Source organism: Streptomyces sp. NPDC007991 (assembly GCF_042958445.1).
GTDB lineage: Bacteria > Actinomycetota > Actinomycetes > Streptomycetales > Streptomycetaceae > Streptomyces.
The window spans coordinates 288,022-307,556 of sequence record NZ_JBIBJD010000010.1 but is presented as its reverse complement, the minus strand read 5'-3'; the positions used below and the strand labels follow the sequence as shown (position 1 = coordinate 307,556).

Sequence of the window (19,535 nt, the reverse complement as noted above, 5' to 3'; positions counted from 1 at the left end):
TTATATGCCCGCGCCGGGTTCCCGTCGCGCTACACCCGCGGCTGACGCTGTGCCGCGATCTTCGACGACAGGCTGTAGATGTCGATGAAACCCTTGGCGGCGGACTGGTCGAAGGTGTCGCCCGTGTCGTAGGTGGCGAGGTCGAAGTCGTACAGCGACTGCTCGGAGCGCCGGCCGGTGACGACCGCGCGGCCGCCGTGGAGGGTCATCCGGATGTCGCCGGTGACGTGCTGGTTCGCCTCGTTGACGAAGCCGTCCAGGGCGCGCTTGAGCGGGGAGAACCACAGGCCGTCGTAGACCAGCTCGCTCCAGCGCTGCTCGACGCCCCGCTTGTAGCGGGCGAGTTCGCGCTCGACGGTGACGTTCTCCAGCTCCTGGTGGGCGGTGATCAGGGCGATCGCGCCCGGAGCCTCGTAGACCTCACGCGACTTGATGCCGACGAGCCGGTCCTCGACCATGTCGATCCGGCCGACGCCCTGGGCTCCGGCGCGCTCGTTGAGCTGCTGGACGGCCTGGAGGACGGTGACGGGCTTGCCGTCGAGGGCGACCGGGGCGCCCTCCTTGAAGGAGACGACCACCTCGTCGGGCTCGCGGGCGACCGCCGGGTTCTGCGTGTACGCGTAGATGTCCTCGATCGGCGCGTTCCAGATGTCCTCCAGGAAGCCGGTCTCGATGGCGCGGCCGAAGACGTTCTGGTCGATGGAGTACGGCGACGTCTTGGTGGTCGCGATCGGCAGGCCCTTGTCCTCGCAGAAGGCGATGGCCTTGTCACGGGTCATGGCGTAGTCGCGGACCGGGGCGACGCACGTGAGGTCGGGGGCGAGGGCGGCGATGCCGGCTTCGAAACGGACCTGGTCGTTGCCCTTGCCGGTGCAGCCGTGGGCGACGGTGGTGGCGCCGTGCTTGTGGGCGGCGGCGACGAGGTGCTGGACGATCACCGGCCGGGACAGGGCGGAGACCAGCGGGTAGCGGTCCATGTAGAGGGCGTTGGCCTTGATCGCCGGGAGGCAGTACTCCTCGGCGAACTCGTCCCGGGCGTCGGCCACTTCGGCCTCCACCGCGCCGCACGCGAGGGCGCGCTTGCGGATGACGTCCAGGTCCTCGCCGCCCTGGCCGACGTCCACCGCGACCGCGATGACCTCGGCGCCCGTCTCCTCGGCGATCCAGCCGATGGCGACGGAGGTGTCAAGACCGCCGGAGTAGGCGAGTACGACGCGCTCGGTCACGGGTTCTTCCCCTCATACCGCGAACACTGACCTGCATGATTATGCAGAGGTCTGCATGATTCGTCAATCGCTCCCGGATCGAGGGCTGATTCCGGCCATGCGAGATGACTTTGAAGATCCTTTGAACGCGCGAAACCGCTTACTCGTACCTCTCGCCGAACGCAGGCGCCGCGTTTGACACCGACGACACCCCCGACCCCTAGTGAGGCATCCGCATGTCCAGGGCTCTTCCGAAGTACAACAAGCGTCGCGTCGGCTTCATCGGCGGCGCCGCCGCGGTGGCACTGTCCGGCACGGTGATCGCCGGCTTCGCGCTCGCCGGGGAGACGCCGGACAGCGGCGCGACGAACGCCCGGACGCTGGCGGGCCCCGGCACGATCACGTGCCCGGACGTCACCGGCCAGCTGCCGGACGTCCCCGCCTCGGCGCAGGCGGAGGTCGACCGCAATCTCGGCGATCTGGCCAAGCAGATCGAGGAGGCCAACAAGCGTCTGGTCGACACCGTCGGCCAGGGCGGACCCAACTTCGTCCAGAACGCCATCCTCGGCCCGCTGGAGGACAAGCGCGTCGCCGCACTGAACCGCATCGAGACCGCGATCGGGCGTGCCGCCGAGAAGCCGGAGGGGCTTGAGGCCCTCGCCGCCTGCCAGCTCAACGCCGACGGCGGCGCCGGTGCGGGCGAGGCCGCCGGCGGAGATGCGGGTGCCGAGGCAGGCGGGGGCGCCGAGGCCGGTGGAGGTGCCGAGGCGGGTGCCGGTGCCGGTGCCGAGGCGGGTGCCGGCGCTGAAGCCGGTGCGGGCGCAGAGGCCGGTGCCGAGGCCGGTGCGGGCGCCGAGGCCGGTGCCGGTGCGGGCGAGGCGGGCAACGCCGGGGCCGGCACGATCAGCTGCCCGGACGTCGCGTCCCAGCTCCCGGCGATCCCGGCCTCCGCGAAGGCCGAGGTCGACCGCAACCTGGCGCTGCTGGACACGCAGGTCGCGGAGGCCAACAAGCGCCTCGTCGACACCGTCGGCCAGGGCGGACCCAACTTCGTCCAGAACGCCATCCTCGGCCCGCTGGAGGACAAGCGGACCTCCACCGTCAACCGCATCGCCACGGCCATCGGCCGCACGGCCGAGAAGCCGGCCGGTCTGGACTCCCTGGCCGCCTGCACGCTCACCAAGTGAGGTGACAGGCGCTGTGGCCGCCCCGCGGGAGCGCCGGCCGGGGCGGCCACGGGTCCCGCCAGTCCTTGAACACGCCATTCTTTAGACAGTCGAAAGACCTGCGCCATAATCGGCGGCATGGGAAAAACTCATGAGCGCATAGAAGGCCGGCTCCGCTCGTTCATCGAGGCGCAGCCGGTCTTCTTCACCGCCACCGCTCCCCTGTCCGCCGACGGCACGGTCAACCTCTCCCCCAAGGGCCTCAAGGGCTCCTTCGCGGTGCTCGACGACCACACCGTCGCCTACCTCGACTTCGCCGGCTCCAACGCCGAGACCATCGCCCATCTGCGGGAGAACGGACGGATCACCCTGATGTGGTGCGCCTTCCAGGGCCCGCCGAACATCGTCCGGGTGCACGGCCGCGGGGAGCCGGTCTTCCGGGACGACCCCCGTTTCGGGGAGTTGCTCGGCCATTTCCCGGACATCGACGCGGCGCAGCACGGGCTGCGAGCGATCATCGTCGTCACGGCCGAACTCGTCCGCGACACCTGCGGCTACGCCGTGCCCTTCATGGCGTACGAGGCGGAACGCGACCTGCACGGCAAGCGTTTCGCCCGCGAGGACGACGCCTCGCTCAGCGCGTACTTCACCAAGAAGGAGCACATCGCGACCAGCCTGGACGGACTGCCCGGGCTGCCGTTGCCGCTGCCGCCCTCCACGGTCTGAGGCATGCGCCCTGGTGCCGTCGCCCTCGCCGTCTGCCCCGGGGACGGCCTCGACGACGGACACGGTCACCTGGTGGGACCGCAGATCGAGGCGGCGCCGCGCGGGACGGCGTACACGTACCGCCGGGTGCACCGGGACTCCTGGTGGTGCCAGGAGCGTCCGGTGCGCGGACGCGGCGCGGGCATCTTCCTCCATGTCAACGGGCGTGGGGCCACGGCCGGTTGCGTGTCCGTGCCGAAGGACGCGATGCGGACGATCCTCACCTGGGCCCGCCCGGAACGCGAGCCGCACGTCGCGATCGGCACGTCGAGCGGGCGTACGGCGATCACCCGGTACTGAGCCGCACGGTGAACGTGGTGGAGCCCGGCTTGCTCCGCAGCTCCACGCTGCCGCCGTGCGCCTGCGCCACCGCGGCCACGATCGACAGGCCGAGGCCGGCGCCGCCGCCCACCGCGCCGGGGCGGCGGCGGTGCTCCGCCCGTGTGAAGCGTTCGAAGACTCCGGGCTGGACGTCCTCCGGGACGCCCGGGCCGTCGTCGTGAACCCTGAGCACGGCTGAAGTGCCCTCTTCCTCCAGGAACACCGTGACCTGGGTGCCGGCGGGGGTGTGCAGCCGGGCGTTGGCCAGCAGATTCCCCACCACCTGGTGGAGGCGGTGCTCGTCACCGGTGACGACGACCGGCTCCTGCGGGAGCTCCAGGGTCCAGCGGTGCCCCGGGCCGGCGGCCCGGGCGTCGGTGACGGCGTCGAGGACCAGCCTGGTGAGGTCGACGGGGCCGCGTTCCAGCGGGCGGCCCGCGTCCAGCCGGGCCAGCAGCAGCATCTCGTCGACCATCTCCCCCATGCGGCCCGACTCGGCGGCGATGCGCCTCAGGGCACGGGTGATCTCCGGCGGCACGGGCGCGGGGTGCAGCAGGGCGAGTTCCGCGTGGCCGCGCACCGACGCCACCGGCGTGCGCAGTTCGTGGCTGGCGTCGGCGGCGAAGCTCCGCAGCCGCTCCTCACTGGCGTGGCGTTTGGTCAGTGCGTCCTCGACATGGCCCAGCATGCGGTCGAAGGCCCCGGCGACCTGGCCCACCTCGCTGCGCGGGTCGGCATCGAGAGCCCTCGGCGGCAGGGTCACCTCACCGCTGGCCAGCGGGAGTTCGCTGACCCGGGTGGCGGTCGCCGTGACCCTTCTCAGCGGTCTGAGCGCCCAGCGCACCCACAGGGCCCCGGCGACGCCGGTCACGGTCAGAGCGGCGCCGAAGACGATCCCCGCGACCAGTTCCAGCCGGTGGACGGCGGCCTCCACCGGTTCCAGGGGCAGGCCGGTGATCAGGACGTCGCCGTCGGCGCCCCGGGAGGCCATGACCCGGTAGGTGTCCAGGGCGGAGAGACGGACGGTGTGTCCCCTGTCGTCCTGCGCGACGGTGACGAGCTGCTCGACGTCGCCGGAGTTCAGGACGACGGGGGTCACGCCGCCGGGCCCGACCACGGCGGCGTTGGTCACCCTGTCGCCGACCCGACGGGCTCCGAAGGTGCCTGTCACCTGCCTGCGGGTGTCGCCCCGCTCGTCTCCGTCGTGGTCGTCCGGCGGCCGGCCGCCGTGCTCCAGGCTCTCGGGAAAGCGGTTGCCCGCCTGGGTCAGCTGCTGGTCGAGCCGGCCGATGAGGAAACCGTTCAGTTCGACCACGGCGGCCAGGCCGACCGCGGCACAGCTCACCGCGAGCAGCACGACCAGGGCGAAGGTCAGCCGGGCCCGCAGCGTGTGCGGGACCGGCAGGCGCCGCCGGCCGCTCATGGGGTCACCGGCTTGAGCACGTACCCGGCTCCACGCACGGTGTGGATCATCGGCTCGCGCCCGGCGTCCACCTTCTTGCGCAGGTAGGAGATGTACAGCTCGACGACATGGGCCCGGCCGCCGAAGTCGTAGGACCAGACCCGGTCGAGGATCTGCGCCTTGCTCAGGACCCGCCGCGGATTACGCATCAGGAAGCGGAGCAGTTCGAACTCGGTGGGCGACAGCTCGATCAGCTCCCCGGCACGGGTGACCTCGTGGGAGTCCTCGTCCATGACCAGGTCGCCGACGATGAGCCGCGGTCCGTCCTCCAGCCGGCGGGCCATGCCGGCGCGGCGCAGCAGCTGGCGGATCCGGGCGACGACCTCCTCCAGGCTGAAGGGCTTGGTCACGTAGTCGTCGCCGCCCGCCGTGATGCCGGTGATCCGGTCCTCCACCGCGTCCCGCGCGGTCAGGAACAGCACGCAGACGTCCGGCTTCACGGCGTGCAGGGAGCGCAGCACGGCGAAGCCGTCGGTGTCCGGGAGCATCACGTCGAGGACGACAGCGTCCGGCATCAGTTCCCGGGCGACGGCCAAGGCGGCGGCGCCGTCGCAGGCCGAGTGGACCTGCCAGCCCTCGTAGCGCAGGGCGCCGCAGAGCACTTCCGCGAGGTCGGGGTCGTCGTCGACGACGAGGACACGCAGCGGGGTGCCGTCGGGGCGGGTGAGGGCGGGGCGTCCGGATCTGGTGGTCTTCATCTCTCCTCAAGGATCGCTCCCCCGGGCCCGTGGGGAAGGGCGGGGGACCCTCTGAGTTTCCTCTGAGTGCGCCGACGGGGGCCCCGCTCAGAGGGTGCTCAGAGGTTGCGCAGGCACAGTGGCGCCCTCGACGGGCGAAGGGACGCATTCATGACCACCGTGTACGAGCGCAGGGCGGCACCGGCCGTGGCACCGCCGGGGCGGCGCTCCCCCGCGAGCGCCGTACTCGCGCTGCTGTGGGCCGGGGCGGCGGCGGTGGTCGCCCTGTGGTGGACGGACACCGGGCCGGTGGTCGGCGCGGCCGGCTGGCTCACCGGGGCCGGGCGGATCGCGGGGCTGCTGTGCGGGTACGCCTGCGCGGTCCTCGTCGGGCTGATGGCCCGGGTGCCGCTGCTGGAGCGGCGGGTGGGATCCGACCGGGTGGCCCGTTGGCACGCGATGGCCGGGCGCTACACGGTCAGCCTGCTCCTCGCGCACGTCGTGCTGATCCTTCTCGGGTACGCCGCCCAGGACGGCGTGTCCTTCGCACGCGAGACGGTGACGGTGGTCCTGGACTACCCGGACATGCTCAAGGCGGCCTTCGGCACGGCCGTCCTCGTCGCGGTCGGCATCACCTCCGCGCGCGCCGTGCGCCGCCGGACCAGTCACGAGTTCTGGTATTACGTCCACCTCCTCACCTATTGCGCGGTCTTCCTCGCGTTCTTCCACCAGGTGACCCTCGGCAACGACTTCAGCGGCCGCCCGGTGGCCACGGCCGCCTGGTACGCCCTCTACCTCGGCGTCGCGTGCCTGGCGCTGTGGTTCCGGGTCCTGGCGCCGGTGCGGCTGAACCTGCGGCACCGGCTGCGGGTCGAGTCGGTGCACCCGGAAGCGCCGGGTGTGTACTCCGTCGTCATCCGGGGCCGGAGGCTGGACGAGGTCGGGGCACGGGCCGGGCAGTTCTTCCGCTGGCGGTTCATGGCGCCGGGCATGGGCTGGACGTCGACGCCGTACTCGCTGTCCGCGCCGCCGCGCCGGGACCTGATGCGGATCACGGTGAAGGCGCTCGGCGACCACAGCGCGGCCGTCTCCCGGCTGCGGCCCGGCACCCGGGTGTGGGCGGAGGGTCCGTACGGCGCTCTGACCGGGGACCGGCGGACCTCCTCGAAGTCCCTGCTGATCGCCGCCGGGGTCGGCATCACACCGATGCGTGCCCTGTTCGAGACGCTGCCCGGCGAGGTCACCCTCCTCTACCGGGCCCGGACCGCCGAAGACCTGGCCCTGGGCGGGGAGCTGGAGGCCATCGCCCGGTGGCGGGGCGCCAGGGTGCTGTACGCACTGAACGGAGCGGACGGCCGGCGCCCGGGTTTCACGGCCCGGTCCCTGCGCGCGGCCGTGCCCGACCTCGTCGGCCACGACGTGTACATCTGCGGTCCGCACGGGTTCGCCCGCGATCTGTACGAGTCGCTGCGCACCGCCGGTGTGCCGGACCGCCGTATCCACCACGAGTCGTTCGAACTGTGAGGCGCCCCCCGTGCACGCGTTGAGGAAGAACCGCCCGCTGCGCCGGAGGCCGCCCTGGCCCTGCCTGCCCCGTCCGGCAGTGCGAGCGCGTCGAGCGGGTCCGGCCGGACGGCCACCGGCACGAGGACCGTCACCGGGGACACGGTGCAGACCCGCTGGGGCCCGGTCCAGGTCCGTATCACTCTCGAGAACGGCCGGCTCACCGACGTCACCGCCGTCAGCTACCCGACGGACAACCCGCGGGACCAGGAGATCAACAGCTTCGCCCTGCCCAGACTGCGCGGTGAGGCGCTGCAGGCCCAGAGCGCGAGCATCGACACGGTCTCCGGGGCCACGTACACGAGTGACGGTTACCGGCGGTCACTCCAGTCCGCCCTGGACTCGGCACGGACCTGAACGCACCGGCGTCGGCGCACGTATCTGTGGGCCAAGGGTCAAGTCCCCACGGAGGAACCGTGACCACCACGCTCGCAGGCGGCCGTGCCGCCCGCCGCCAGACGATGCGCCGCATCCGCCCGCGCCGCTCCCCGGCCGTACCACTGCTGATCGCTCTGTGGGCGGGTGCGGCGGCCGTGCTGTGGCTGTGGTGGGACAACACACCGTCCCTCGCGGACGACACGAGCAGGATCCTTGCCGCCGGCCGGATCACCGGCCTGCTCGCCGGCTACCTCATGGCGCTCGTGGTGCTCCAGATGGCCCGGGTTCCCGCGCTGGAGCGGCGGGTGGGCACCGACCGGGTGGCCCGCTGGCACGCGATGACCGGCCGGTACACGCTCTGCCTGGTCCTCGCGCACGTCTTCCTCATCATGTGGGGCTACGCCCTCCAGGCGGGCAAGGGCCTCGGCGACATCGTCCAGCAGACGATGGACTCCATCAACCAGCTGCCGGACGTGGGCAAGGCCGCCATCGGCACGGGCCTGCTGTTCGTCATCGGGATCCTGTCGATCGGCGGCGTCCGCCGTCTGATCGGGTACGACACCTGGTACCACGTGCACCTGCTCACCTACGCGGCCGTGTACCTGACGTTCTGGCACCAGATCGCGACCGGCAACGAGTTCGCCGTCCAGCCCACGGCGAAGACCTTCTGGTACGGGCTGTACGGCGTGGTGACCGCCCTCGTCCTGTGGTACCGGATCCTCACGCCGATCCGGCTGAACCTGCGGCACCGGATGCGGGTCGAGGCGGTCATCGAGGAGACCCCGGGCATCGTGTCCGTGCTGATCGGCGGGCGCAAGCTGCACCGGATGGGCGCGGAGGCGGGCCAGTTCTTCCGCTGGCGGTTCAAGGCGCCCGGCATGCGCTTCAGTTCGCACCCGTACTCGCTGTCGGCGGCGCCCCGCCCGGACATGCTGCGGATCACCGTCAAGGCGATCGGTGACCACACCTCCCGGCTGCGCGAACTCCAGCCCGGCACCAAGGTGTGGGCGGAGGGCCCGTACGGGGCGATGACCGCGCAGCGCCGCAGCCGCGGCAAGGTGCTGCTGGTTGCGGGCGGTGTCGGCATCACCCCGATGCGGGCCCTGTTCGAGACCCTGCCGGGCGCGTCCGGGGACATCACGCTGCTCTACCGGGCCAACAGCACCCAGGACCTGGCGCTGTGGGGCGAACTCGCCAAGATCGCCGACGAGCGCGGCGCCCGGCTGATGTACGCGGTCAACAGCCCGGGCGGTGAACGCCCGGACATCTCCGCGGAGTCCCTCCAGCGGAAGATCCCGGACATCCGCGACCATGACGTGTTCATGTGCGGGCCGCCCGGCTTCGCGCAGTCGGTGTACGAGGCACTGCGCGGTGCGGGAGTCCCCGCCCGCCGTATCCATCACGAGTCGTTCGAGATGTGAGCGACGGGACATCAACGGCCCTTCAGGAGCTTGAGAAACGATGAGGAAGTCTCACCCCGTCCGGCGTGCCGTGCTCGCCGGCGCAGCCACCGTCTCCGGGATCGTGCTGCTGCTGTCACTGAAGCCGGCCGCCGACCCGGGCTCGGCCCAGGCCGCGGGCGGTCAGGTGCCGCCCGCGGCCGCCGGGCAGGCCCCGCAGGGCGGCGTGAACGGCGCGGTCACCGGTGACGTGGCGCAGACGCAGTACGGCCCGGTGCAGGTACGCCTGACCATGGCCAACGGCAAGATCACGCAGGCCGAGGCGGTGCAGGCTCCCAAGGGCGGCCGCAGCGACCAGGTCACCTCCGCCTCCGTGCCCCGCCTCAACCAGGCGGCCGTCGCGGCGGGCAGCGCGGACATCGACGCCGTCTCGGGCGCCACCTACACCAGCACCGGCTACAAGAAGTCCCTCCAGTCCGCCCTGGACAAGGCCAAGGCCTCGGCCGGCGCCGCACAGGGCGCACAGGGATCGGGCAGCGCCCAGACGCTGACCGGCGATGTGGCACAGACGCAGTACGGCCCGGTGCAGGTCCGCGTCACCGTCGCGGGCGGAAAAATCACCAAGGCCGAGGCGGTGCAGGCCCCCAAGGGCGGCCGCAGCGACCAGGTCACCTCCGCCTCCGTGCCCCGCCTCAACCAGGCGGCCGTCGCGGCGGGCAGCGCGGACATCGACGCCGTCTCGGGCGCCACCTACACCAGCACCGGCTACAAGGAGTCCCTGCAGTCGGCGCTGGACCAGGCCGGTGGCTGACACGGTGGCCGACTCCGAACAGGCTCCCGCCGCGGTACGTCATGCGGAGGAGACGATGGGGACCGTCTTCTCCTTCGACGTCCGCGGCGGGGAACCCGGCCCGGTGCGCGCGGCGGTGGACGATGCCGTCGCCGGGCTGCACCGGGTCGACGAGGTGTTCAGCACCTACCGCGAGGACAGCCAGATCTCCCGGCTGCAACGCGGTCGGCTGACGGTCGAGGAGTGTGATCCCGAGGTCGCCGAGGTCCTGGAGCTGGCGGCCGAGGCGGAGCGGCTGAGCGACGGCTGGTTCAGCACGTCGTACGGGGGCCGGCTCGATCCGACCGGCATCGTGAAGGGCTGGGCGGTCGAGCGGGCGGCACGCCTGCTGGCCGCGGTGCCCGGGGTGAGCGGGGTGAGCGTCAACGGCGGCGGCGATGTGCAGTTGCTCGGGGTTCCGGGGGCGCGGCGGCCGTGGCGGGTCGGGGTGTCGGATCCCCTGCGGCCGGGCGGTCTCGCGGCGGTGATCTCCGCGGCGGGGGTGGACGAACTGGCCGTGGCCACGTCCGGGACCGCGGAGCGGGGGGCGCATATCGTCGACCCGCGGACCGGGCGTTCGGCTGTGACCGACCTGGTCGCCGTGACCGTGGTGGGGCCCCGGCTGACGTGGGCGGACTGCTGGGCCACGGCGGCGTTCGCGATGGGGTCGCGGGAGGGGCTGGCCTGGCTGGAGTCGCTGCCCGGGGTTGAGGCGCTGTTGATCACGGCCGGCGATGAGGTGCGCTGTACTGGGGGGTTGGCGGCGCGGCTGGGGTGAGTCGGGGCTGAGGGCGGGGCGTTTCGCTCACTGGGGGGAGGCACGAATGCCCGCAGCTGTGCAGGGGCGCGGGGAACTGCGCGACCAGCCACGGCTCACCCGCACACAACCACCACCCGCAACCCCCACGGCGTGCTCAGTGCCCGTTCTGCGCCAGCCTCAGCAAATGGTCGGCCAGCGCCTGCCCCCCGTCAGGGTTCCGGCTGATCAGCAGCAACGTGTCGTCACCGGCGATCGTCCCCAGGATGTCGTGCAGCTCGGCCTGATCGATCGCCGAGGCCAGGAACTGCGCGGCCCCCGGAGGGGTCCGCAGGACCACGAGATTGGCCGAAGCCTCCGCGGAGATCAGCAGCTCCTGCGAGAGCCGCCGCATCCGTTCCTCCTTCGCCGACCCGCCCAGCGGCGCCCGGGGCGTACGGAAACCGCCCTCGCTCGGCACCGCGTAGATCAGGTCGCCGTCGTCGTTGCGGATCTTCACCGCGTTCAGTTCGTCCAGGTCCCGGGAGAGCGTCGCCTGCGTGACGCTCAGCCCGTCGTCGGCGAGCAGCTTCGCCAGCTGGCTCTGCGACCGCACGGGCTGCCGGTTGAGGATGTCCACGATCCGGCGGTGCCGTGCGGTGCGGGTCTGCGGCACGGCGGGCCCGTTCGCCCCCGGCTGCTCGTGGTCCTGCGCCTGGCTCATCGTCGTCTCATTCCCCGGATCGTCCGTCCCCGTCGGCTGCGCTCGCGTCGAGGACGCCGGGCAGCGCCCGGAGGAAGGCGTCCACCTCGTCGTCGCCGATGTTCAGCGGCGGCATGAGCCGTACGACATCGGGGGCGGGCGCGTTCACCAGGAGGCCGGCGTCCTGAGCCGCCTGCTGCACCTGGGGCGCGAGCGGCTCGGTGAGCACGATACCCAGGAGGAGACCCGCGCCCCGGACGAAATCGATCAACTCGTGACCGAGGCCCTCGACCCCGTCCCGCAACTTCTCGCTCTGCCGCTTGACGTTCTGCAGCAACCCCTCGTTCTCGATGGTGTCGAGGACGGCGAGCCCGGCGGCGCAGGCGACGGGGTTGCCGCCGAAGGTCGTGCCGTGGTGGCCGGGCTGGAGCAGCTCGGCGGCACGCCCGAAGGCGACGGTCGCGCCGAGCGGCAGTCCGCCGCCGAGGCCCTTGGCGAGGGTGACGACGTCGGGCAGCACGCCCTCGTGTGCCTGGTACTCGAACCAGTGCCCGGTCCGGCCGATGCCCGTCTGCACCTCGTCGAGGACGAGCAGCGCGCCGGTGGAGGCGGTGATGGCCCGGGCGGCCTTCAGATAGCCGGCGGGCGGGACCACGGCCCCGTTCTCGCCTTGGACCGGCTCGATGACGACGAGGGCCGTCTCCTCGGTCACCGCGGCGGCCAGCGCCTGCGCGTCGCCGTAGGGGACGTGTGTGACGTCGCCGGGCAGCGGCAGGAAGGGGTCCCGCTTGCCGGGCTGGCCGGTGAGCGCGAGGGCACCCATGGTGCGGCCGTGGAAGCCGCCCTCGGTCGCGACCATGTGGCTCCGCCCGGTGAGCCGGCCGATCTTGAAGGCGCCCTCGTTGGCCTCGGCGCCGGAGTTGCAGAAGTAGACCTTGCCGTCGCGGCCGAAGAGCTGGATCAGCCGTTCGGCGAGCGCGACCGGCGGCTCGGCGACGAACAGGTTGGAGACATGGCCGAGGGAGGCGATCTGCCGGCTCACGGCCTCGACGACGGCCGGGTGGGCGTGGCCGAGCGCGTTGACCGCGATGCCGCCGACGAAGTCCAGGTACTGCTTGCCGTCGGCGTCCCACAGCTTGGTGCCCTCGCCGCGCACGAGCGGGAGCCTCGGGGTGCCGTAGTTGTTCATGAGCGCGTTCTGCCACCGCGCGGTCAGTTCCTGGTTGCTCACGACTCCCCCTGTTCGCCCGGTCCCTCGGGCTTCTCGTCGGCCACGACCATCGTGCCGACCCCCTCGTCGGTGAAGATCTCCAGCAGGATCGAGTGCTGGACCCGGCCGTCGATGACCCGGGCGGTGGTGACACCACCCCGGACGGCGTGCAGGCAGCCCTCCATCTTCGGCACCATGCCGGAGGACAGGTCCGGCAGCAGCCGCTCCAGCTCGGTGGCGGTGAGGCGGCTGATCACCTCGTCGCTGTTGGGCCAGTCCTCGTAGAGTCCCTCGACGTCCGTGAGGACCATGAGGGTTTCGGCGCCCAGTGCAGCAGCGAGTGCCGCAGCCGCCGTATCAGCATTGACGTTGTAGACATGTCCGTCGTCCTGTGAGCGGGCGATCGAGGAGACGACCGGGATGCGGCCGTCGGCGAGCAGGGCCTCGATCGCGCCCGTGTCGATCTCGGTGATCTCGCCCACCCGCCCGATGTCGACCAGTTGGCCGTCGATCTCGGGCTGGTGCTTGGTGGCGGTGATGGTGTGCGCGTCCTCGCCGGTCAGGCCGACGGCGAGCGGGCCGTGCCGGTTGAGCAGCCCGACCAGCTCGCGCTGCACCTGGCCGGCCAGCACCATCCGTACGACGTCCATGGCGTCCTCGGTGGTCACCCTGAGGCCCGCCTTGAACTCGCTGACGATGCCGTGCTGGTCGAGGGCGGCGCTGATCTGCGGGCCGCCGCCGTGCACGACGACGGGCTTGAGGCCGGCGTGGTGCAGGAACACCACGTCCTGGGCGAAGGCGGCCTTCAGGTCCTCGTCGATCATGGCGTTGCCGCCGAACTTGATGACGACCGTCTTGCCGTTGTGCCTCACCAGCCAGGGCAGGGCCTCGATGAGGATCTGGGCCTTGGGCAGCGCGGTGTGTTTGCGGGTGGTGCTCATGAGGAGTACGCGCTGTTCTCGTGGACGTAGTCCGCGGTGAGGTCGTTGGTCCAGATCGTGGCGGTCTCGGACCCGGCGGCGAGGTCGGCGACGATGTGCACCTCGCGGAAGCGCATGTCGACCTTGTCGCGGTCCTCGCCGACACCGCCGTTCTTGCACACCCAGACGCCGTTGATGGCGACATTGAGCCGGTCGGGCTCGAAGGCGGCCTTCGTCGTGCCGATGGCGGACAGGACGCGGCCCCAGTTGGGGTCCTCGCCGTGGATCGCGCACTTGAGGAGGTTGTTGCGGGCGATGGAGCGGCCCACCTCGACGGCGTCGTCCTCGGTCGCGGCGTTGATCACCTCGACCCTGATGTCCTTGCTGGCGCCCTCGGCGTCCCGGACGAGCTGCTGACCGAGGTCGTCGCAGACCTGCCGTACGGCTTCGGCGAACTCCTCGTACTCCGGGGTGACCCCGGCCGCGCCGGAGGCGAGCAGCAGCACGGTGTCGTTGGTGGACATGCAGCCGTCGGAGTCGACCCGGTCGAAGGTGGTGCGGGTGGCCGCCCGCAGGGCCTTGTCGAGTACGTCGTTGTCCAGGTCGGCGTCGGTGGTGAGGACGACGAGCATGGTGGCGAGGCCGGGGGCGAGCATGCCCGCGCCCTTGGCCATGCCGCCGACGGTCCAGCCGTCCTTGGTGACCACGGACGTCTTGTGGACGGTGTCGGTGGTCTTGATGGCGATGGCGGCCTTCTCACCGCCGTGCTCGGAGAGCTGGGCGGCGGCCGACTCGACGCCCGGCAGCAGCTTGTCCATCGGCAGGAGCAGTCCGATCAGGCCGGTCGAGCAGACGGCGACCTCGATGGCGCCCCGCCCGAGGACCTCGGCGGCCTTCTCGGCCGTCGCGTGCGCGTCCTGGAAGCCCTTGGGGCCCGTGCAGGCGTTGGCTCCGCCGGAGTTGAGGACGACGGCGGACACCTGGCCGCTCTTCATGACCTGCTCGGACCACAGCACCGGGGCGGCCTTCACGCGGTTGGAGGTGAAGACGCCGGCGGCGGCGCGGCGGGGCCCGGTGTTGACCACGAGGGCCAGGTCGGGGTTGCCGTTCTCCTTGATCCCGGCGGCGATGCCCGCCGCCGTGAATCCCTTCGCTGCCGTCACACTCACGGCGCAACTCCGATCGTCGTCAGTCCCGTGGTCTCGTCGAGCCCCAGGGCGATGTTCATGCTCTGGACGGCACCGCCGGCGGTGCCCTTGGTGAGGTTGTCGATGGCGCTGATCACGATGATCCGTCCGGCGGCCGCGTCGTGCGCGACCTGCACCTGAACGGCGTTCGAACCGTAGACGGACGCCGTGGCGGGCCACTGGCCCTCGGGCAGCAGGTGCACGAAGGGCTCGTCGGCGAAGGCCTTCTCGTAGGCGGCGCGCAGGGACTCGGCGGTGACCCCGTCCTTCGCCTTCGCGCTGCACGTGGCGAGGATGCCGCGGGGCATCGGCGCGAGGGTCGGTGTGAAGGAGACGGAGACCGGCTCGCCGGCGGCCGCGCTGAGGTTCTGGGTGATCTCGGGGGTGTGCCGGTGCCCGCCGCCGACGCCGTACGGGGACATCGAGCCCATGACCTCGCTGCCCAGCAGGTGCGGCTTGGGTGCCTTGCCCGCGCCGGAGGTGCCGGACGCGGCGACGATCACGGCCTCGGCCCCGGCGAGCCCGGCGGCGTACGCCGGGAAGAGCGCCAGCGAGACGGCCGTGGGGTAGCAGCCGGGCACCGCGACGCGCTTGGACCCCTCCAGCGCGGCGCGGGCGCCCGGCAGTTCGGGAAGGCCGTAGGGCCAGGTTCCGGCGTGCGCGGAGCCGTAGAACCTCTCCCAGGCGGCGGCGTCCGTGAGCCGGAAGTCGGCGCCCATGTCGATCACCAGCACGTCCGGCCCGAGCCGCTCGGCGACGGCGGCGGACTGCCCGTGGGGCAGGGCGAGAAACACGACGTCGTGGCCGTCGAGCACCTCCGGGGTGGTCTCCTGGAGCACGCGCCCGGCCAGGGGCAGCAGGTGCGGCTGGAGCGCACCGAGCCTCTGCCCCGCGTTGGTGTTGCCGGTCAGGGCACCGATCTCGACCTCGGGGTGCGCCAGGAGCAGACGCAGCAGCTCCCCGCCCGCGTATCCACTCGCTCCGGCCACTGCCGCACGTACCGCCATGGAACCTCCTCCTCAGAGGGCATGACTATACGTTGCTCTGCAGTTTTATGCAATCACCGCTCGAACCCGGCGGTGCTTAATGCGACCGAGATTTTTAGTTGGCACATGGAGCACGCTAGTTGGCGAATCTTGGTCCCGTCACGCTGTGTTACGGGCAGTATCGAAGAAACGCCCCCGCTGTCGATCGAATAGTGCTTCTCTGGATGAGTGGGCGAGGCAGCGATCGCGAAGATCCCGTCGGATTCAAGTCAGCTGGACCACCTTGTCACGGCGTACGACGGGGACGCCGGACTGCGGGATCGGCTGCGGCTCGGGAACGACTGGTCGCGTCGGTGGAGTTCGACGTGGCATGTGGGTGCCGACAAGGTCTGCTGGCCGGTCCGGGATATGGCTCACGTACCGGTGATGTCGTCCGGGCCGATGCGGGGGTTCACGTGGCGGGCGAAACAGCGGCACCGCCCCGACCTGGAGGTGATGGCGTCGACGGGCCGGAAGCATGGCTTCGAGTCGCTGGAGGAGATGCGCCTGCTGGTCGCACTGGACTTCTTGAAGGCATCGGAAGTGCTGTCGCAGCCGTTCCGGCTGGACTTCGAGCATGCGGGCGGGCGCGCCTGGCACATCCCGGACTTCCTGGCCGTGATCGGCAGCGGGATGTGGTTGCTGGACGTCCGCCCGATGGAGCTGATCAAGGAAGAGGACGCGCTGAAGTTCGCGGCGGCCAGGGAAGTGGCCGCTGCCTGCGGCTGGCGGTACTCGGTGGTCGCGGGCTGGCGCCCGCATGTCTGGAGCGTCCTTGATCACCTGTCCTCACGTCGGCGGCCGGCGAGGGACCTGCTCGGCATGCGCGATCAGTTACTCACCACTATCAGCGGGCAGCAGGGGCAAGTAATGACATTCTCCGAGCTGGCGGACGCGACCAGCGTGCCTTCCGTTGGCCGGGCAAACATCGTCCGGCTGCTCTGGCAACGCGAGCTCGGGGTTGACCTGGGCAGTCCCTTGCGCGACAGCTCACTGATCTGGGCGGTGTGATGACAGCGAGGGGGTTCTTGCAGATCGCGCCGGGCAGGCGGGTCGCTCTCAATGGCGTCGAGTGGACGGTTGAAGACGTCCACGGCCAACTCGGCCGACTCGTCCTCGTGGATGACGACGGCCGCGTGGAGACCCGCTCGTTCCGCTGGCTCATCAACCTTGCTGACCTGCGTCTTCTTCCGACAGTCAAGCCGGGCCGCCCCTCGCCGGTCGCCCGGCAGCCGAGGACACTGGCCGACCTGACCGAGGACCAGTTGGAGCGGGCGCGGCTGCGGGCTGCGCATGTGCTGGCAGCTGAGACGGGGGTTCCGGGAGGGCCACCCGGCTCGGGCCCTGCAGGGTGAGCCCCGGCCGGCCTACGACCCGGACCGCACGACACTGACCCAGCGTCGGTACGCGAAGGCTGCGGAGATGGAGGCGATGCCCCGTCCGGAGGCGGTCCGGTGCGGTCTGCAGCACCTCAGCTACCGGACGCTGGTACGTCTGTCGGGACTGGCAGGGGACAGTCTCCTGCTGGCCTGCGCGGACGGCCGCTGGACACGGCGACGCAGCGGGCACCGCAGCATCACGAAGGAGGTCCGGGAGGCGATCTTCGCAGTCAAGGCCGAGTGCGGCGAACGCGCCCGCGTGAGTCTGGCCGCCAGGCACCGGTTGATGCACCAGTACATGAGTGAGCGGTTCCCGATATTTCCCACGGAGAAGATCCCTTCCCGCTGGACGTTCGCGACCGTCTGGGAGGAGTGGTTCGGGCCCGGCGGAGCCCGGCCGCGTTACGGGCGGACGGCCGAGGCCGCCGCGGAGGCCGGGGTCTCCGGCCGGATGGTGATACACCGGCCAGGCCAGGTTCTGGTGCTGGACTCGACCCCGATGCCGGTGAAGCTGCGCGAGGCCGTGTTCGGCGACGCGATCACCGCGACGCTGACCCTCGCACTCGATCTCTACACGCACGGACTGCCGGCCTTCCGGCTCACGCTCCAGTCCGACACCTCGGTCGACATCGCGATGCTGCTGCGGGACGTGATGCTGCCGCTTCCGATGCGGGACGGCTGGGGCGAGGACATGGAATGGCCCTACGCAGGGGTGCCGGCCGAGGTGATCGCCGAGTTCACCGGGCACCGGGTCGCCGCTCTGCCGTTCTTTGCCCCGGAGACGGTCACCACCGACCACGGAGGCCCCTACAAGAACCACGACCTGGTGGAAGCCGAAAGGGAGATCGGCTGCCGGATCCTGCCCGCTCGCGTCCTGCGGCAGACCGACAAGTTCGCGGTCGAGCGCCAGTTCCTCACCATCCAGACCATGCTCTTCGAGCACCTACTGGGCTTCACCGGCGGTGACGTCGCGGACCGCGGGGCCGACCCGGAACGCGATGCGAGCCTCACCCTCGCGCAAGCCGAGCACATCATTGCCACCTGGATCGTCCAGATCTGGCAGAACCGTAAACTAGGCGAATACGCCCCGAGTTGGGCTCCTGGTGAGGACCACAGCCCCAACACCCTGTTCGCCGCGGCGATGGAACAGGGCGGCTTCGACCTGGACTTCCCCGAACCGAGCTTCTACTACAAGGTCCTGCGCAAACACCACGTGAAGATCCATCCGCGTCGCGGGGTGAAGATCCTCGGACTCTGGTATCACCACGCGGTCCTCGACGAACCTCGCTTCCAGCAGCCCTCCGCCCGAGGCGGCAAGCACGCGGGGGCGTGGGTGGTCCGCAGTGACCGAAGGGACCGCCGGCAGGTGTTCTTCCAGGACCCTGCCGACCACGAGACCTGGCACATCCTGCGCTGGCGAGGACTGCCGCCCGAAGGCGAGATCCCCGCCTTCTCGGACAAGACCGCCGACGCTCTCCTGGCACACGTGAAGGCGAACAACATCAGGATCCACTCCGAGAGCGAGCTCTTGGAACATCTGCTGGGGATCCTCGGTTCGGTCACCCCCGTCGAGCAGTGGCCCAGCCAGGCCAAGAAGAAGGCCGGGAAGAAGCGGCGCGTCGCCCAGGCCCGCGAGATCACCCGAGCACAGGCCGCGGCAGCCGACCGCCCCGCACCGGCCGCCGTAGACGACGAGCAGGTTCCGGCGGACATGCCCGTGGCCTGGGCCGAGCACGCTCGCACGATCGACCACGCGGTCGACGCCGACCGTCGTCGGCGACGCGAGGAAGCGCTCGCCGGAACCAGGCCTGTGGCCCCTCCGTCGCTGCACGAGGCCCTGAGACGGCGGCCCATGTTCCTGCTTCCACCCCGCGGCGGCTCAGAAGCCGACACGATAGTCGGGGAGGAAGAGTGCCCCAGGCCCTTTCCCACGACGATCCGCTGGAGGGCCTGCCCTCACGGGCTGAGATCGCCGAGTTGATTCTGGGCGGCCACCCGCCCCGCGACACCTATGTCGGCTGGCAGCACTACCGAACCCACTGCGGCCTGCTCGTTCCCGCCCCGGTGATCTCGCCACAGCAGTGGTCGATGATCCCCGAAAGCCGCCAGGTTGACTACGACCTCTACCGGCAGCTGACGAATGCGAACCTGCCGCTGCAGGACACGCCCATGCACGACAAGGTCGGCAAGCTGATCCGGCGCCGGTTGCACGGCAACACGATGAAGCAGGACGATCCAACCCGCGCCGGCGTCATGGTCAGCCGTTGGGGCAACTACGGCAAGACCGCGTCTGTCTGCTCTGCCGGGGCCGCCTTTGAAGACCAGTGGCTGGAACTGCACAATTACCTCAACCCCGGGGCTCTGCCGGGCACTCGGGATTTCCATGCGCCGGTTGTCTATGTCTCGACCCCGGTGACAGCGACCCCGAAGAGCCTTTGCGCGTCGATCCTGGGCTTCTTCCGGGCCCAGACCCGCAAGTCGGCCACGCTGCCGGAGCTGGTCCGGCAGGTCGCTGACTCTCTGCACGACCACGGCGTCAAAGCGCTGATTCTGGACGACATCAGCCGACTGCGGATGCACCGGGCGGACGACCAGGACGTCCTCGACCT

The 19,535-nt window shown here is 70.9% G+C and carries 17 protein-coding genes and 3 pseudogenes; 12 read left to right on the top strand and 8 right to left on the bottom strand.

Going from position 1 to position 19,535, the window contains the following annotated elements; all coding sequences use genetic code 11:
* Nucleotides 1–29 precede the first annotated feature (29 nt).
* On the bottom strand, nt 30–1,226 hold the full coding sequence (locus tag ACFZDA_RS28910; protein ID WP_391087058.1) for an argininosuccinate synthase: 1,197 nt from the start codon (nt 1,224–1,226) through the stop codon (nt 30–32).
* 215 nt (nt 1,227–1,441) lie between these two features.
* Between ACFZDA_RS28910 and ACFZDA_RS28905 the strand changes: the two genes are divergently transcribed.
* The 3 genes and pseudogenes from ACFZDA_RS28905 to ACFZDA_RS28895 form a co-directional block, all read left to right on the top strand.
* Nucleotides 1,442–2,392, top strand: coding sequence for a hypothetical protein (locus ACFZDA_RS28905; protein WP_391087056.1), 951 nt, complete (start codon nt 1,442–1,444; stop codon nt 2,390–2,392).
* Nucleotides 2,393–2,509: 117 nt separating this feature from the next.
* On the top strand, nt 2,510–3,097 hold the full coding sequence (locus ACFZDA_RS28900) for a pyridoxamine 5'-phosphate oxidase family protein (protein ID WP_391087053.1): 588 nt from the start codon (nt 2,510–2,512) through the stop codon (nt 3,095–3,097).
* A gap of 84 nt (nt 3,098–3,181) precedes the next feature.
* Nucleotides 3,182–3,436, top strand: a pseudogene (locus ACFZDA_RS28895) (hypothetical protein); the annotation flags it as partial.
* On the opposite strand, the gene ACFZDA_RS28890 reads toward ACFZDA_RS28895, so the two are convergent.
* A complete protein-coding gene (locus ACFZDA_RS28890) occupies nt 3,423–4,880 on the bottom strand; it encodes an ATP-binding protein (RefSeq protein WP_391087050.1) in 1,458 nt (485 codons plus the stop codon). The pseudogene ACFZDA_RS28895 and the gene ACFZDA_RS28890 sit on opposite strands and share 14 nt — an antisense overlap.
* Complete coding sequence (locus ACFZDA_RS28885) at nt 4,877–5,617, bottom strand: response regulator (RefSeq protein WP_391087047.1); 741 nt, start codon at nt 5,615–5,617, stop codon at nt 4,877–4,879. The genes ACFZDA_RS28890 and ACFZDA_RS28885 overlap by 4 nt, the downstream gene beginning before the upstream one ends.
* A gap of 150 nt (nt 5,618–5,767) precedes the next feature.
* On the opposite strand from ACFZDA_RS28885, the gene ACFZDA_RS28880 reads away from it, so the two are divergent.
* From ACFZDA_RS28880 to ACFZDA_RS28860, 5 genes and pseudogenes are all read left to right on the top strand, one after another.
* A complete protein-coding gene (locus tag ACFZDA_RS28880) occupies nt 5,768–7,120 on the top strand; it encodes a ferric reductase-like transmembrane domain-containing protein (RefSeq protein ID WP_391087044.1) in 1,353 nt (450 codons plus the stop codon).
* Between the two features lie 33 nt (nt 7,121–7,153).
* A pseudogene (locus ACFZDA_RS28875) lies at nt 7,154–7,516 on the top strand (FMN-binding protein); the annotation flags it as partial.
* A gap of 59 nt (nt 7,517–7,575) precedes the next feature.
* On the top strand, nt 7,576–8,958 hold the full coding sequence (locus tag ACFZDA_RS28870) for a ferric reductase-like transmembrane domain-containing protein (protein ID WP_391087041.1): 1,383 nt from the start codon (nt 7,576–7,578) through the stop codon (nt 8,956–8,958).
* Nucleotides 8,959–8,998: 40 nt separating this feature from the next.
* Nucleotides 8,999–9,748, top strand: a complete 750-nt coding sequence (locus ACFZDA_RS28865; protein WP_391087038.1) for an FMN-binding protein — start codon at nt 8,999–9,001, stop codon at nt 9,746–9,748.
* Entirely contained in the window at nt 9,741–10,544 is an 804-nt protein-coding gene (locus ACFZDA_RS28860; RefSeq protein WP_391087035.1) for an FAD:protein FMN transferase, read from the top strand. The genes ACFZDA_RS28865 and ACFZDA_RS28860 overlap by 8 nt, the downstream gene beginning before the upstream one ends.
* A 136-nt stretch (nt 10,545–10,680) precedes the next feature.
* On the opposite strand, the gene ACFZDA_RS28855 is transcribed toward ACFZDA_RS28860, so the two are convergent.
* From ACFZDA_RS28855 to argC, 5 genes are read right to left on the bottom strand one after another with little or no spacing between them, the layout of a single operon-like run.
* A complete protein-coding gene (locus ACFZDA_RS28855; protein ID WP_391087032.1) occupies nt 10,681–11,226 on the bottom strand; it encodes an arginine repressor in 546 nt (181 codons plus the stop codon).
* Between the two features lie 7 nt (nt 11,227–11,233).
* The gene (locus ACFZDA_RS28850) at nt 11,234–12,436 is read right to left on the bottom strand and encodes an acetylornithine transaminase (protein WP_391087029.1); all 1,203 of its coding nucleotides are present in this window, start codon (nt 12,434–12,436) and stop codon (nt 11,234–11,236) included.
* The gene (gene argB, locus ACFZDA_RS28845) at nt 12,433–13,356 is read right to left on the bottom strand and encodes an acetylglutamate kinase (RefSeq protein WP_391087026.1); all 924 of its coding nucleotides are present in this window, start codon (nt 13,354–13,356) and stop codon (nt 12,433–12,435) included. The genes ACFZDA_RS28850 and argB overlap by 4 nt, the downstream gene beginning before the upstream one ends.
* The gene (gene argJ, locus ACFZDA_RS28840) at nt 13,353–14,504 is read right to left on the bottom strand and encodes a bifunctional glutamate N-acetyltransferase/amino-acid acetyltransferase ArgJ (RefSeq protein ID WP_391087023.1); all 1,152 of its coding nucleotides are present in this window, start codon (nt 14,502–14,504) and stop codon (nt 13,353–13,355) included. The genes argB and argJ overlap by 4 nt, the downstream gene beginning before the upstream one ends.
* A complete protein-coding gene (argC, locus tag ACFZDA_RS28835) occupies nt 14,501–15,529 on the bottom strand; it encodes an N-acetyl-gamma-glutamyl-phosphate reductase (protein ID WP_391087020.1) in 1,029 nt (342 codons plus the stop codon). The genes argJ and argC overlap by 4 nt, the downstream gene beginning before the upstream one ends.
* 207 nt (nt 15,530–15,736) lie before the next feature.
* Between argC and ACFZDA_RS28830 the strand changes: the two genes are divergently transcribed.
* The 4 genes and pseudogenes from ACFZDA_RS28830 to ACFZDA_RS28815 form a co-directional block, all read left to right on the top strand.
* Nucleotides 15,737–16,558 (top strand): TnsA-like heteromeric transposase endonuclease subunit, encoded by an 822-nt coding sequence (locus ACFZDA_RS28830; RefSeq protein WP_391087016.1) that lies wholly within the window; start codon nt 15,737–15,739, stop codon nt 16,556–16,558.
* A 17-nt stretch (nt 16,559–16,575) separates the two neighbouring features.
* A complete protein-coding gene (locus ACFZDA_RS28825) occupies nt 16,576–16,902 on the top strand; it encodes a hypothetical protein (protein WP_391087013.1) in 327 nt (108 codons plus the stop codon).
* Between the two features lie 76 nt (nt 16,903–16,978).
* Nucleotides 16,979–18,907: a transposase gene (locus ACFZDA_RS28820; RefSeq protein ID WP_391087010.1), complete on the top strand. Its 1,929-nt coding sequence runs from the start codon at nt 16,979–16,981 to the stop codon at nt 18,905–18,907.
* A gap of 107 nt (nt 18,908–19,014) precedes the next feature.
* Nucleotides 19,015–19,530, top strand: a pseudogene (locus tag ACFZDA_RS28815) (TniB family NTP-binding protein); the annotation flags it as partial.
* Between the last annotated feature and the right edge of the window lie 5 nt (nt 19,531–19,535).